Here is a 14,458-nt window from a genome sequence, read left to right as displayed (position 1 = left end):
ATAATAGTTATTTTTATAAGAGCTAATTCACAGAGAGTTAGCTCTTATTTTTTTAACCTTAACTATTTAATCATGAAAAGATTTTTACTTCAAGCTGAACGAAATTGCATTTCAGGAGCATTAGTTTTATTACCACTTTTAGTTTTTTTTATTTTGTTGGGAAAAGTCTGGAAGTTCTTTCAGGATTATGGAGAAAAATTTGCACACTTTCTACGCTTAGATTTGGTATTGGGAAAATATGCAACAGATATTGCTGGTGGATTAATATTGTTGATTTTGATTTATTTAAGTGGCTATTTAATGCGATTGGCCGTTTTAAAACGATTTACGAATTGGATAGACGAGAAGCTGATGATCTTTTTGCCTGGTTATGAAAAAAATAAAAAAGAGGCTGAAGAAAAACTTTTAAAAAGAAATCATGAGCCTAAACCCGTTACAGATTTGCCTATTTTGTTTAAAAACGGAGATTTTTGGCAACCTGCACATTTAATTGAAGAGAATGAAAACGGTTCTGCCGTGATTTTTGTTCCCACCGCACCAACACATAATCAAGGGCAAATTCTGATTGTACAATCAGATGATTTTAGAAAGTTAACCGATACTACAATAGGAGCTTTAGATGAATCTATTAAATCTTTTGGCAAAGGAATTTTAAGCTTTAAATAATTCACTAAAATTGAAGTAATATTTTCTTTGTTTGCTCTGCCAAATAGTTTTAAATTTGCCTTCATAAAAAACAACACAACTAGATAATGAGCAATACAATCACAACTACAAATTTTAATTTCCCGAACCAGAAATCAGTTTACCGCGGAAAAGTTAGAGAAGTTTACAATATTAACGACGAACTTTTAGTAATGGTAGCAACCGATAGACTTTCGGCTTTTGATGTAGTTTTGCCAAAAGGAATTCCGTACAAAGGACAAATCTTGAACCAGATTGCAACAAAATTTATGGAATTGACGCAAGATATCGTTCCAAACTGGCTGATTGCTACTCCAGATCCAAACGTTGCTGTTGGACACTTATGTGATCCTTTTAAAGTAGAAATGGTTATTCGCGGTTACCTTTCTGGACATGCAGCTCGTGAATATGCAACAGGAAGAAAACAAATCTGTGGCGTAACAATGGCTGAAGGTTTAAAAGAAAACGATAAATTTCCAGAGCCAATTATTACACCAACTACAAAAGCAGACAATGGTTCTCATGACGAAGATATTTCTCGCGAAGATATTTTGGCTAAAGGAATTGTTTCTGAAGAAGATTATTTAATTCTAGAAAAATATACAAGAGCTTTATTTCAAAGAGGAACTGAAATCGCTGCTAAACGCGGATTGATTTTGGTAGATACAAAATACGAATTCGGAAAAACAAAAGATGGTGTTATTGTTTTAATTGACGAAATCCATACACCAGATTCTTCTCGTTATTTCTACGCAGACGGATATGCTGAAAGACAAGAAAAAGGAGAGGAGCAAAAACAATTATCTAAAGAATTTGTTCGTCGTTGGTTAATCGAAAATGATTTTCAAGGAAAAGATGGGCAGCAAATTCCAAACATGTCAGATGAATACATTGAATCTGTTTCTGAAAGATATATTGAATTATATGAGAACATTTTAGGAGAGGAATTTGTAAAAGCTGATATTGATAATATTGATCAGCGTATTGAAAAAAATGTATTAGAATACCTTTCTTCAAAATAACAATTTCGAGCTTAAACGAATACTTAAGCTTTAAAATTTATAATAAAATACCCTGCTGTTTTTACAGCAGGGTATTTTTTTTTGCTAAAAATTAAATTAAAAACACACTTCAGCGTGCTTGATTGAGGTTTTTAATCTTGCTCCAAGAAATTTTATCTTTTTTTCATTTCTAATGCAACGTTTTCTATGTAATGAGCGTCTAACAAGTAATCATCACAATCATTAATCATTAAACAAGCAATCAATCATGAAAAAAACAGTAATCGTTTTCGGAACGGCTTTGGCCGTATTTGCAAATTTTGCAACAGCTTCTAACTTGAAGTTAGAAAGTAAAAATCAAATTGAAATTCCTTTCAATTTTTCATCGCCTTTACATTTGGCAGTGTGCAATGGAGATGTTGAAACCGTAAAGAAAAGCATTGAATATGGCGCAGATGTAAATAAAATTGTGCGAAACATGACGCCTTTAATGCTTGCGGCTCGTTTTAATAATGTAGAAATTATTAAAATTTTATTGGCAAATGGAGCTAAACCTTCAATTGAAAATTCGCATGGACTTAGAGCATTGGATTATGCCAGATATGCGAAATCAACTGAGTCTGCAGCCATTTTAAAAGGGCTTAGATAAAATTTTTAAAAGCAAAAAAGAAAAGCATCATCTTATAGAAAGATGATGCTTTTTTTATTCTTTTTTCAAAAATCAGAAACCAAATCATTTATTAGTCGTCTATAGTATAAATATATCATCATCAATCACTTAATAAACAATCAATTATGAAAAAGACAGTAATTATCTTAGGAATGACTTTTGTCGCATTTGCAAGTTTTGCCACTGCTTCTAGTAAAGAGTTGGCAATTAAAAATAAAATTGAGATTCCAGCTTATTCTGCATCACCTTTACACAGAGCTATATGCAAGGGAGATATTGAAAAAGTGAAAAAATGTATTGAATACGGTGCAGATGTCAATAAGATTTCAAGAAAGATGACGCCGCTAATGTTAGCTGCTCGTTATAATCATTTTGAAATTATTAAAATTTTATTAGCAAATGGTGCTAAGTCATCAATTGTAAATGAGCAAGGGTTTAAAGCTTTGGACTATGCTAATTATGCTAAAGCAACTGAATCGATAGCTATTTTAGAAAAGTCGCGACGATAGTCATTTTATGAAAAAGAAAAAAGCATCATTTTCTCGATGATGCTTTTTATTTTTAATGAGAGATTAATTCTCTTCCATCTTATCTTTTAGGTTTTCTAAACCTTTTTGTAAATCGTTTCCAATCATTTGATCCATTTTCAGCATGGGAAGCATAATATTGGTTGGATAAGGAATTACACCGCTGATTCCCCATTTTACTTTTGTCTGATTTCCTGAAACAGGTTCTGTAGACATAAAACCAACAGCAGTATCTTCCATTGGCTTTTTAAAACGAAGTGCAAAATCTAGGCGTCGTCCTTCTGTTATTTTTGTAATTTCTTGCTCGCCAACGCCAACTTCTTTAACATTACTTTCCCAAGAAGATACAGAGCCTACTGCGCCATCAATTCCTTTATAATTAACTTTCATTTTTGGATCCATATTCGCCCATACACTAAACTCATTTTGATTTTTTAGGGATCTGACATACTTAAAAATACTATCAGCAGATCTATTTATTGTAATTTCTCTTTCAACCGAATATTCCTTTGGCATAAAATAAGCCGCAATTAAAACAATTGAAATAAATAAAATTAAGATGACGAGTAATCTTTTAATAAAAATCATGGTTTTTTGTTTTAAGGTTAATAGCTTTTTTAAACAGATTTTTTTTGCTAAGTGACAAATTATAGGGCTTTTAGATTAAAAAAATATGCTTTTGATTTTTAATCTTATAGTAAATTTAAAAAAATAATTGAGAGTTCGAAATAACTGCCTTTGCAAAAAGATTGAAAAAAAATAAGATTTGTTGTAACATTTTTTCTTTTCTGTAGTCTATTATAGTAAAATCAATAATTTGATAACTTAAAGGTTCTTTGATTACCGTTTTATTAAGTAACTGTTAAGAATTGGTTAAAACATGGTACTTTGTAATGCATAATACGATAAAATATTTTACTTTTACATCATCAAATTAAAATCATCATCAATCATTTAATAAACATCAATCATTATGAAAAAATCAGTTATTTATTTAGGACTAGCCTTAGTGACATTTGGAAATGTAGCAATGGCTTCAAACGGAGTTACAACTGTTAAAAATCCAATTGAGCGCACAGGTTATACTGCAACTCCTTTGAATGTTGCTATTAGTAAAGGCGACATTGAAACAGTTAAAAAGTTTATTGAATACGGCGCAGACGTTAATCAGATCTCTGAAGATTTTACTCCTTTAATGATCGCTGCACGTTACAATAAACATGAAATCATTAAAGTTTTATTGGCTAATGGAGCAAATCCTAATGCCAAAAATGAAAAAGGTTTTACGGCATTGAAATATGCACAAACATCAAATGCTTCAGATGCAATTGCGCTTTTGAAAGATTTGAAATAACAGTTTAAAAGTTTTGAGTTAGTAAAATGACCTTTCTGAGCAAAAGGTCATTTTTTTTGTTTTAAAGTTAAATGATCTAAAAACAAAAAAGCATCATTACGAGAATGATGCTTCTTCTTTTTTAAATCCCAACAAATTGATTTAAAACTAAATATTTTGATTGTTTATTCTATTGGCACATCTTTTTTTCTATTGAATACCCAGAATAAAATTGGAAATACCAATAAAGTTAATACAGTTGCGGTCATTAAACCTCCAATAATTACAATGGCAAGTGGTTTTTGAGATTCTGAACCAATTCCTGTAGAAATGGCTGCTGGCATAAGACCAATAGAGGCCATTAATGCTGTCATCACCACAGCTCTAGTTCTGGCTTTAACCCCTCTAAAAATAGATTCTTCTAGTGAGAATTTGGCTTTCAGATTATGATGGAATTCAGATATCAGAATTACTCCATTTTGAATACAGATTCCTAGAAGTGCAATAAATCCAACACCCGCAGAAATACCAAAATTCATTCCTGTAATATGAAGAGCAATAATTCCGCCAATAATGGCAAACGGAACATTGGCTAAAACAAGAAGGGAATCTTTAAAGTTTCCGAATAAAATAAATAAAAGAACAAATATTCCAATTAAACTGATTGGCACAACCTGAGCAAGACGCGCACTTGCACGAACTTGGTTTTCGAATTCTCCGGTCCAGCCTGTTGTGTAACCTGCAGGAAGCTTCAATTGATTTACTTTTTGCTGTGCCTCGGCAATGGTACTTCCTAAGTCTCTATCACGAACAGAGAATTTAACTCCAATAAAACGTTTGGTATTATCTCGGTAAATAAATGCAGGACCAGTAATAGTTTTAATGTCACAGATTTCTTTTAAAGGAATCTTAATTCCGCTGATGGTTGGAACTTTAATTTCTTCCAAATCTTTTTCATCTTTTCTATATTCTTTTGAAAAACGAACACGAACATCAAATTTCTTTTCATCTTCATATTTTTCAGTTGCTGTTTTTCCTCCAAAAGCCAATTCTAAAACTGCTTGAGCGTCACTTAAAGTTACTCCATAAGCCGCCATTTTTTCTCTATCTAGAATAACGCTAATTTCGGGCTGACCAACATTTCTTAAAATACCAGCATCTTTTATACCAGGAATATTTTTTATTTGAGCTAAAACTTCATTGGCTAACTGGTCTAATTTATTCAAATCATCACCATAAATTTTAACTGCATTAGAAGCCTTGAATCCTGCTACAGATTCAGCAACATTATCAATTACAGGTTGCGAATAATTATAGGTAATTCCTTGATGAACTTTCAGTTTATTATCCATTTCATTAATCAGATCATCCATCGAAATCTTGCGCTTCCATTCTGCTTTTGGCAATAAATCAACCTGAAGCTGAATGAATCCAAAACCGTTTGGATCGGTTCCGTCATTACTACGACCAGTTTGAGATAAAACTTTTTTAACTTCAGGGAAACTTTCAAGGTCTTTTCTAATCATCGCTGCCGTCTTAACACTTTCAGGAAGAGAAGTACTCATTGGTAATTCAGCCGTTACCCATAGTGCACCTTCATTTAATTGTGGCAAAAATTCTGTTCCTAAGAATCCAGCAGAAAAGAAAACCGCAGCCAGTAATCCTATAGAAGCGATTAATGTTTGAACTTTATGTTTAAATGTCCAAGCAAATCCTTTGCCTACAATTCGATCCCAAAAATTAACAAACGGATTATGTTTTTCTTTTACATTTTTATTTAATAGAATATGAGAAAGAACCGGAACTAAAGTCAAGGTGAAAATAAGTGCTCCCAATAATGCAAAACCTAATGTAAAGGCTAGGGGAGAGAACATTTTTCCTTCTACTTTCTGGAAGGAGAAAATAGGAAGTAAAGCTGTAATAATGATCAATTTAGAAAAGAAAATGGCTTTACCCATTTCTGTTCCAGTTTTCTTAATCAAGCTTCCTTTAGCAATTTTATTAAATTTTTCCATTCCCAATTGATGTGCTCGATGATCTAAGACTACAAATAATCCTTCGACCATTACAACGGCACCATCAATGATAATTCCGAAATCGACTGCACCTAAACTTAATAAGTTGGCGCTCATTCCCATCATTTTAAGACATAAAAAAGCGAATAATAATGAAAGCGGAATAACGATCGATACTGTAAAAGTAGTTCTCCAGTCGGCCATGAAAAGAAATACGACAACAGTAACTAGAATTATACCCTCAAATAAATTGTGCATTACGGTTTCGGTCGTGAAATTCATCAGATTATCACGATCATAGAATGTTTCAATTTTAATATCTTTTGGTAAAACATTATCGTTAAGGTCTTTAATTTTGGCTTTAATTAAAGCAAGAGTTTCCTGCGGATTTTCGCCTTTACGCATCACGACAATCCCTTCAACAGCATCATCATTATTTCCTAGACCGGTTTGTCCAACTCTTGGCATTGAACTTTCGTAAACATCAGCAAGATTTTTAACTAGAATTGGATTTCCGCCTGCATCATCAACAATTATATTTCCGATATCTTCTTTAGACTTTAATAAACCTACACCACGAACAACAAATGCTTGTCCATTTTTCTCGATAACGTCACCACCAACGTTTAAGTTACCTGCATTTACTGCGTTATAAACTTGTAATGGCGTGATATTATATTTAGCTAATTTTATTGGATCAACTCCAACTTCGTACGTTTTAGTTTGTCCTCCAAAAACATTTAAATCGGCAACACCAGGAAGAGAACGCAATTGTTTATCTATTACCCAATTTTGGTAAGTCAATAATTCTCTACTGTCTCTGCTGTCACTTTTTACAATATATCTGAAAATTTCTCCTGTTGGCCCATAAGGTGGCTGTACATCAGGTTCAACATCATCCGGAAGCGAAACGTTTTTCAGTAAATTGTTTACCTGAAAGCGAGCAAAAGTATCATCGACGCCATCATCAAAAATGATTTTAATGACCGATAACCCAAACATTGTAATACTTCTAACGCTGGTTTTTTTCTGAACCGAGTTCATTGATATCTCGATTGGAGAAGTAACGAAGCGTTCTACTTCTTCGGCGCTCTTTCCGTTCCATTGTGTAATGATGATAATTTGTGTATTGGTAACATCTGGGAAGGCGTCAATAGGCATGTTTTTAAATGAAATAAATCCTGCGACAGCCAATAATCCGACCCAAAAGAAAGTAAATGCTTTATTCTTTAAAGAGAAAGCAATGATATTTTTTATGAATTTGTTCATGTCTTAATTATTTAAAGCACCGTAAATAAATAACTGATTGTTTGTGATTACCTTCTCACTTTCTTTTAATCCACTTGAAATGTAGGTTGTATCGCCTACAACTCTATAAACTTCTACTTGTCTTGTTTCTATGTTATTACGGTCCTTAAATACAACAACAAAGTTTTTACTCTTGTCAAAAACAATAGCTTTACTCGGTACGGCTATCATAGACTGACCTTCGTTAAATGATAGTTTTATATTGGCATTCATATCAGGTTTCAGCATATAATCAGGATTGTTTAATTTGATTCTTGCTTGCATTGCTTTGGTTTCAGGATCAATTACATTGTAGATTTTATCAACCTTCCCATGAAATGTTTTATCTGGATAACTTAAAGTGGTAACAGCTGCGGCGGTTCCTAGCTTAACTTTATTAATATCAATTTCATTAATGTTTGCCATTGCCCAAACTTCACTGATTTCTGCAATATCGAATATGTTTTCAGAACGATCATTTCGTAAAAGCATATCTTGATTAATACTTTTTTGAATAATAAAACCGCTTATCGGAGCCGTTACTTCATATATGGATCCTGCTTTAATATTATAGATCTTGTAAGTTTCCTGAATTTTGCTCAATTGAGATTGTGCTTTATTAACTTCAGATTTTGCTTGAAGCACATCACTTTCAGAATTTAATTTTCCGTCAAATAACTCTTGAGCTACTTTTAAATTGTTTTTTGCAACCAATAAATCACTTTTTGCATCAATAGATTGTTTTTCAAAATCAGCGACATCGGTACTTTTTATTGTAGCTAGAACTTGTCCCTTTTTAACGTAATCACCAAGCTCAACATTTACTTTCATTACATTTCCGCCAACTAAAGGATAAACATCTATCATTTTATTATTGTCAGCAGTAATTTTTCCGTAAAAACTTAATTCATTTTTTAAGGGCTGCATTTCTGCATTTGCAGTAGTTGTCGTTTTTAGCATATCGTTGCTTAAAACAAAAGAGGTATTTGTTTCAGGATTTTCGACTTCTTTTTTGCAGCTTGCTAGAGATAGACTTACAATTGCGATTCCTACGAATAATATATGTTTCATTTCTTTACTGTTTTAAAATAAATCTTTGTTGATGGTACTGTTTAATTCTTCACCTGCTAATACTACTTTTTTCTTCAATTCATTTAATTGAATTATTGCTTGATTGTAGCTTTCCATGAAGTCGGTAAATTCTAAAAGACTGACATTTCGTTTCTGAAAGTTGGTTAGCATCCCGTTGTAAACAGCTTCAAAATCAGAATTTACGGTAGGTTTAATTACACTGTAGTTTTGTCTAGATTCATCCCATTTTGTCCAAGCAGAAGTGATTTCAGTTTGAAGCTGTAGTTCAAAATTTTGTTTTTCAACTTTTGATTGTTCTAGAATAGTTTGAGCATATTTGATATTTCCTTTGTTTTTATTCCAAAGCGGCAACGGAATACCTATACTAACATTGGCTTCTTTATTGAAAGCTCCACTTCGCTGGTCATAATTGGCACCCAAAGTAAGATCTGGAACAGCAAGCGATTTCTGAAATCGCACATTGAGTTCATTGGCTTCAATTTCTTTTTGCTTTGCTAAATAATCAGGACGGTTTGCAATAGCTTGTTCTTCAAACCCTTTAAGATCAAAAGCAATAACCTTTAAGTACTTATTTGAATCATCTTTGCTTACAGAAGGAATTACATTTTCAGTCTCGTTCAAAAGCAATTTTAAATTTGCCTGCTCTTCTATATTATTGTTTACGACTTCAAGGCGCTCATTTTTAAAATTCAGATATAACGATTGTAGACGTACCACATCTTTTAAAGGAATATTTCCTTTTTGAGCCTGAACCGAATAAGAATTAATCAGATTTTCAATGTGAGCCAATTGTTTATCTGTGTTTTCAAGGTTTTTAGTATTGTAATAAACCGTGTAAAAACTTTTACGTAATTGCAATTTTAAGGTGCGTAGCACATCGTTAAATTGTAATTCTGCCAATTGTGTATTGGTTTGAGCCAACTTAACTTCATTACGTTTTTTTCCGCCAAGATAAATAAGCTGTTCGATACTAAATGCTTTTTGGCCTTCTTTGCCAATGTCAAAAAACTTGTCTCTTTCTGGGTTATACGCATTCAGTTCAGCAGTTATTACTGGGTTATCCCAAATACGGGCTTGAATGGTTAGAGCCTTAGAAGCATCGATATTGTATTGAGATGCTAATAAAAATAAATTCTTTTTTAAGAATTGGCTTTCACAGTCTTGAAGCGTGACTGTTTTTTGTGCTATTGCAGTCTGACTTAAAACCGCAAACAACAGCAATGCGAATAACTTTTTCATTGTATTAATTTAGGATTATACAAATATGCTATCAACAGGCTTTAGGGGAGCTTAAAATCTACCTTAAAAATAGCTTAAAAAAGTTTACAAATCGAAAAATAATTGAAATAAATTCGTGTTAATATTTGGAGTTGAGTAGGTTATGTTTGCTCTGTGAACTGTCAAAATGCGATGAACAATTCTTAGTCCGAGCCCAAAACCTGAAGTTTTTTTTGAGTTTTGCCCACGCATAAAAGGTTCGAAAAGATTTTTTTGTTCTTCTTCGTTTAAAGTATTTCCTGTATTTGAAACAGAAATTATAAGATGATAATGATCAGTGCTTATTTTTACTTTAGCCTGTTTATTGTCTGAATAAATGTAGGCATTCTTTAATATGTTAGTTAAAGCAATTTCTAGAAGGTTTTTGTTTCCTTTTATTTCTAATGCGGTATCTAAATCATCGCTTTCTTCCATTTCAAAAAGAATCACAAAATCTGGGAATGTTTTGTTGATTTTTTCGATTGAGGAAAATAAAATCTCGTCTATACGCTGAATTTCGTTGTTTTCAGTTTTTCTATTATCAATTTTTGAAAGAATGAGAAGCGAATTAATTAATTCACCTAAATGATTAACGTCAGACAATATATTGTTTAAGAAAGAACTATTTTTAGGTTTTGTTTCTGGATCAGCAATAGCATTTTCGATCTGAGAAGTCATTCTAGAAAGTGGCGTTCTTAATTCATGTGAGGCATGAGCAGTAAATTCTTTTTGTTTTTGGTATGAAATCTCAATTCGGTCCATCATAAAGTTAAATTCATCAGCAAGCAAATCCACTTCATTTTTGGTATTGTTAGATGCAATTCTGGTATCGAGATTATTTTCGTTAATGTTCTTTATTTTCTGATGAAAAGCAAGAAGCGGATTCATTGCTTTTCTAACCATAAAAGAAGTTAGCAACCAACAGATTGTGGTAAAGAAAATGTACGAAATGATTAATGTGTATCTTAAAAAAAGCAGTTTCTTTTTACCATAATTATCTGTTGCAGATATTAAAGCATAAAAGTCCTTATCGTTTGTATCGTAAAAAACGCCATACACTTCATAATCCCCTTGCTGTTTAAAAAAGGTTTTATTCTTTTTTAAAAACTTTAAGTCTTCAACAGACCAATTAATTTTAGCATCATCAATACTGCTATAGATTAACTTATAATTAGAGTCAAAAACTAATGTTTTTTCATCATACAGCTTATTAATAGAATTTTGATCTATTATTTTTAAAAGTTGATTATCGACTTGTTTGACATTAACCAGTAATTTAATGTTAGATAAAGCTTTAATCTCTAATCGATCTCGAAACTCTTCTTTTCGATAATTAGAATACAAAATGAATATCACTGTAGATGCCAGTCCAAAAAGAATGGTAAACAGTAGACTTACTAAAAGTGATATTCTATTTTTTAATGTCATTCTTGATCGCTTAGATAATAGCCATAGCCAACCTTGGTACGAATAAGTTTTACTTCGTGATCCTTGTCGATTTTTTTTCTTAAAAAGTTAATATAAACTTCAATAGTATTCTGGTTCGTTTCAATATGATAGTCCCAAAGTTTTTCGGCAATAAATTGTTTCGAAAGCACTTTTCCTTTGGCATGAGCCAAAATTAAAATCAATTTAAACTCTTTTGGAGTAAGTTTAATTTCTTCACCAGATTTAAAAACTTTCATGTCTTCTTCAAAAATTTCTAAATCTCTGATTACAATTTTACTTTCTACTTGCTGCGGAACTTCCTTTCTTCTTAAAAGAGATTGTACTCTAGCATACAATTCTTCAAAATGAAATGGTTTTACTAAATAATCATCTGCTCCATTATCAAATGAAGACAATTTGTCTTCAATTTCGCTAAAAGCAGTAAGCATTATTATTGGTGTTTTAATGTCGATTTTACGAATGCCTTTGCAAACCTCTATTCCGTTTAATCCGGGAACATTAATGTCCAGAATAACCAGATCATATTCATACGGAAAATATTTTTTCAACAACAATGAACCATCATAATAAGGAATACACTCGAACTTCTTTGAGGTAAAGAATGCTGAGATTTCTTTCGACAAAGTAAAATCGTCTTCGAGTAGTAGTATTTTCATTATTCGTAAATTTAGAAATTCGACCATTTCAAGAAACGGTCGAATTTAATATGTAGAATTGTTTTTTTAATTGAAATATGAGAACGTCTGATTGTTTTCAATTTTTAGTAATGACTCATAAATCAATTGGATAACATTTTCAACATCATCTCTATGAACCATTTCAACTGTGGTATGCATATAACGCAACGGAAGCGAAATCAATGCAGAAGGAACACCGCCGTTACTATAAGCAAAAGCATCAGTGTCTGTTCCCGTTGCACGTGAAGTAGCATGCCTTTGAAACGGAATTTTATTTTCTGAAGCAGCATCTACGATCAAATCACGTAATTTGTTCTGAATAGCTGGAGAATAACCAATAACAGGACCTTTACCCATTTTAAGGTCTCCTTCAACCTTTTTATCAATCATTGGAGTAGTAGTGTCGTGACAAACATCAGTAACAATCGCAACATTTGGTTTTATTCTATGTGCAATCATTTCAGCTCCTCGAAGACCAATTTCTTCCTGAACAGAATTCACAATATATAAACCAAAAGGAAGCGTTTTATTATTTTCTTTTAATAAACGAGCAACTTCGGCAATCATAAAACCACCCATTCTATTATCGATAGCACGGCAGACAAATTTGTTTTCGTTAAGAATCATAAATTCATCAGGATAAGTAATCACACACCCAACGTGAACACCTAAAGCTTCAACTTGCTCTTTATTTTCGCATCCTAAATCAATAAAAATATTACTTAATTTAGGAATCTCTTCCTTGTCACGTAAACGAGTATGAATTGCAGGCCATCCAAAAACACCTTTAACGATTCCGTTTTTAGTATGAATGTTTACTCTTTTAGAAGGAGCAATCTGATGATCAGAACCACCATTTCGAATAACGTAGATTAAACCATCTTCTGTAATATAATTTACATACCATGAAATTTCATCTGCATGTCCCTCGATTACAACTTTATAAGGAGCATCTGGATTAATTACCCCAACAGCTGTACCATAAGTATCTGTAATAAATGTATCTACATAAGGTTTTAAATAATTCATCCAAAGTTTTTGCCCCTCACTTTCGTAACCTGTTGGAGAAGCGTTATTTAGGTAGCTTTCTAAAAATGCTATTGAAGAATCATTTAAGATAGAATTTGTAATCATAAAAATATTTTTTTGCTAAAATATAAATTTGGTATCAGAGTTGTGTATAAATATATAATTTTACATTTAAATTATGATTCAATGAGACTAACCACCTTTTTATTTATACTCTTAGTTTGTTTTTCATCCAAAGCCCAAGTTACTCCCAAGGAAAATGAACAAATGGGATATATATTGACAGAGAAAGACTCTATTCTTGGAGACACTATTCAATTGCCAGAAATAATTATTTCAAAAGGGCAAAAGATGAGTCCAGAAGAAATGAAGCAATTTCAGATTCTTCAAAATAGAGTATATAAAGTATACCCGTATGCTAAACTGGCCGCAGAGCGATTAACTGCATTGAATAACGGAATGGCTCGTCTAAAAACAAGTCGCGAGAAAAAGAAGTATTTTAAGATTGTAGAAGATTATCTGAATAACGAATTTGAAGAAAGGCTTAAAAAGCTCTCTAGAAAACAAGGGCAGATTTTAGTAAAGCTCATACATCGTCAAACAGGAATTACGACATATGAGTTGATTAAAACACTAAAAAGTGGATTCAAGGCATTTGTTTCTAATACAACCGCTAATTTATTTGACATTAGTTTAAAAGAAGAGTATAAGCCATACGAAGTTAACGAAGACTATTTAATAGAGACAATTTTAGTTCGAGCATTTGAATCTGGTCGATTAACAAATCAAAAGTCAGCCAATCCTGTAGATTACGAAGATCTAGCAGAGAAGTGGCAACAAAAAGCAAAAGATTTAAATAAGAAATAATTCTACATATATATAATAGTACATAAACCCGACAGATTTTGAAAACCTGTCGGGTTTTGTTTTTGTATACATATATATAAGTATAAAATATTGATCGTCTTGCTGAGCGGAGCCAAAGCTTTTCATGTTTGGAATTCCAGCATTGCAGTTTTAATATTAATAAGGAGCTGTTTCCCGCTATGCGCTCCAATCTTTTTATGGCGAACCCCGCCATAAAAAGGATTTCCGCTCCTATCGGGGCTATGGCCTCGGTTTCCAGAAGAAGCTTTGGGATGTAAAGCCTCCTTTAAAATGGTGGAGAATCATATAAAAAGAGGCTGAAAACCTGAAAACTTTGCAGAATCGGGAATCCGGAAGCGCCAAAAAATGCCAAAAACGCGGCCGTACGAAGAAAAACCTTACGCAAAACTGAAAAATCTTAAAATGTAAAGCGTCCGTTATGAGATAGTTAAGAAATAACTTGAAAAAAGATTTAAAAAAGCCGGTAAAAAGTATTGCAGAAGCGGAAAAAGGTTCTACTTTTGCACCCGCAACAGCGAAAAACGCTCTTAGACATTCCGGCAGCTTTAT

At 32.4% G+C, this 14,458-nt stretch carries 13 protein-coding genes; 6 read left to right on the top strand and 7 right to left on the bottom strand.

All coding sequences use genetic code 11. The features are described 5' to 3' along the window. Positions 1–72: 72 nt before the first annotated feature. From JI750_RS21160 to JI750_RS21145, 4 genes are all read left to right on the top strand, one after another. Complete coding sequence (locus JI750_RS21160; protein ID WP_202006400.1) at positions 73–666, top strand: hypothetical protein; 594 nt, start codon at positions 73–75, stop codon at positions 664–666. Between the two features lie 86 nt (positions 667–752). Beyond that, entirely contained in the window at positions 753–1,706 is a 954-nt protein-coding gene (locus JI750_RS21155; RefSeq protein ID WP_202006399.1) for a phosphoribosylaminoimidazolesuccinocarboxamide synthase, read from the top strand. Between the two features lie 247 nt (positions 1,707–1,953). Then, positions 1,954–2,334 carry an ankyrin repeat domain-containing protein gene (locus JI750_RS21150; RefSeq protein ID WP_202006398.1) on the top strand — a complete coding sequence of 127 codons (381 nt, stop codon included), beginning with the start codon at positions 1,954–1,956 and terminating at the stop codon, positions 2,332–2,334. A 146-nt stretch (positions 2,335–2,480) separates the two neighbouring features. Then, a complete protein-coding gene (locus JI750_RS21145; RefSeq protein ID WP_202006397.1) occupies positions 2,481–2,864 on the top strand; it encodes an ankyrin repeat domain-containing protein in 384 nt (127 codons plus the stop codon). A 63-nt stretch (positions 2,865–2,927) separates the two neighbouring features. On the opposite strand, the gene JI750_RS21140 is transcribed toward JI750_RS21145, so the two are convergent. Continuing rightward, positions 2,928–3,470 (bottom strand): SRPBCC family protein, encoded by a 543-nt coding sequence (locus JI750_RS21140; RefSeq protein ID WP_202006396.1) that lies wholly within the window; start codon positions 3,468–3,470, stop codon positions 2,928–2,930. A 385-nt stretch (positions 3,471–3,855) separates the two neighbouring features. Here JI750_RS21140 and JI750_RS21135 point away from each other — a divergent pair, with 385 nt between their 5' ends. Continuing rightward, positions 3,856–4,236, top strand: a complete 381-nt coding sequence (locus tag JI750_RS21135) for an ankyrin repeat domain-containing protein (RefSeq protein ID WP_202006395.1) — start codon at positions 3,856–3,858, stop codon at positions 4,234–4,236. A 164-nt stretch (positions 4,237–4,400) separates the two neighbouring features. On the opposite strand, the gene JI750_RS21130 is transcribed toward JI750_RS21135, so the two are convergent. From JI750_RS21130 to JI750_RS21105, 6 genes are all read right to left on the bottom strand, one after another. Then, complete coding sequence (locus tag JI750_RS21130) at positions 4,401–7,499, bottom strand: efflux RND transporter permease subunit (RefSeq protein WP_202006394.1); 3,099 nt, start codon at positions 7,497–7,499, stop codon at positions 4,401–4,403. Between the two features lie 3 nt (positions 7,500–7,502). Next, a complete protein-coding gene (locus JI750_RS21125; protein WP_202006393.1) occupies positions 7,503–8,588 on the bottom strand; it encodes an efflux RND transporter periplasmic adaptor subunit in 1,086 nt (361 codons plus the stop codon). 12 nt (positions 8,589–8,600) lie between these two features. Beyond that, the gene (locus JI750_RS21120) at positions 8,601–9,848 is read right to left on the bottom strand and encodes a TolC family protein (RefSeq protein WP_202006392.1); all 1,248 of its coding nucleotides are present in this window, start codon (positions 9,846–9,848) and stop codon (positions 8,601–8,603) included. 84 nt (positions 9,849–9,932) lie between these two features. Then, entirely contained in the window at positions 9,933–11,294 is a 1,362-nt protein-coding gene (locus JI750_RS21115; protein WP_202006391.1) for a HAMP domain-containing sensor histidine kinase, read from the bottom strand. After that, positions 11,291–11,971 carry a response regulator transcription factor gene (locus tag JI750_RS21110; RefSeq protein WP_202006390.1) on the bottom strand — a complete coding sequence of 227 codons (681 nt, stop codon included), beginning with the start codon at positions 11,969–11,971 and terminating at the stop codon, positions 11,291–11,293. Before JI750_RS21110 ends, JI750_RS21115 begins: the two co-directional genes overlap by 4 nt. 66 nt (positions 11,972–12,037) lie before the next feature. Beyond that, positions 12,038–13,126, bottom strand: coding sequence for a M42 family metallopeptidase (locus tag JI750_RS21105; RefSeq protein ID WP_202006389.1), 1,089 nt, complete (start codon positions 13,124–13,126; stop codon positions 12,038–12,040). Positions 13,127–13,207: 81 nt separating this feature from the next. On the opposite strand from JI750_RS21105, the gene JI750_RS21100 reads away from it, so the two are divergent. After that, on the top strand, positions 13,208–13,888 hold the full coding sequence (locus tag JI750_RS21100) for a DUF4294 domain-containing protein (RefSeq protein WP_202006388.1): 681 nt from the start codon (positions 13,208–13,210) through the stop codon (positions 13,886–13,888). The last annotated feature ends 570 nt before the right edge of the window (positions 13,889–14,458 follow it).

It is taken from the genome of Flavobacterium tagetis (genome assembly GCF_016735615.1).
Classification (GTDB): domain Bacteria; phylum Bacteroidota; class Bacteroidia; order Flavobacteriales; family Flavobacteriaceae; genus Flavobacterium; species Flavobacterium tagetis.
This window is presented reverse-complemented; position numbering and strand designations above follow the sequence as displayed.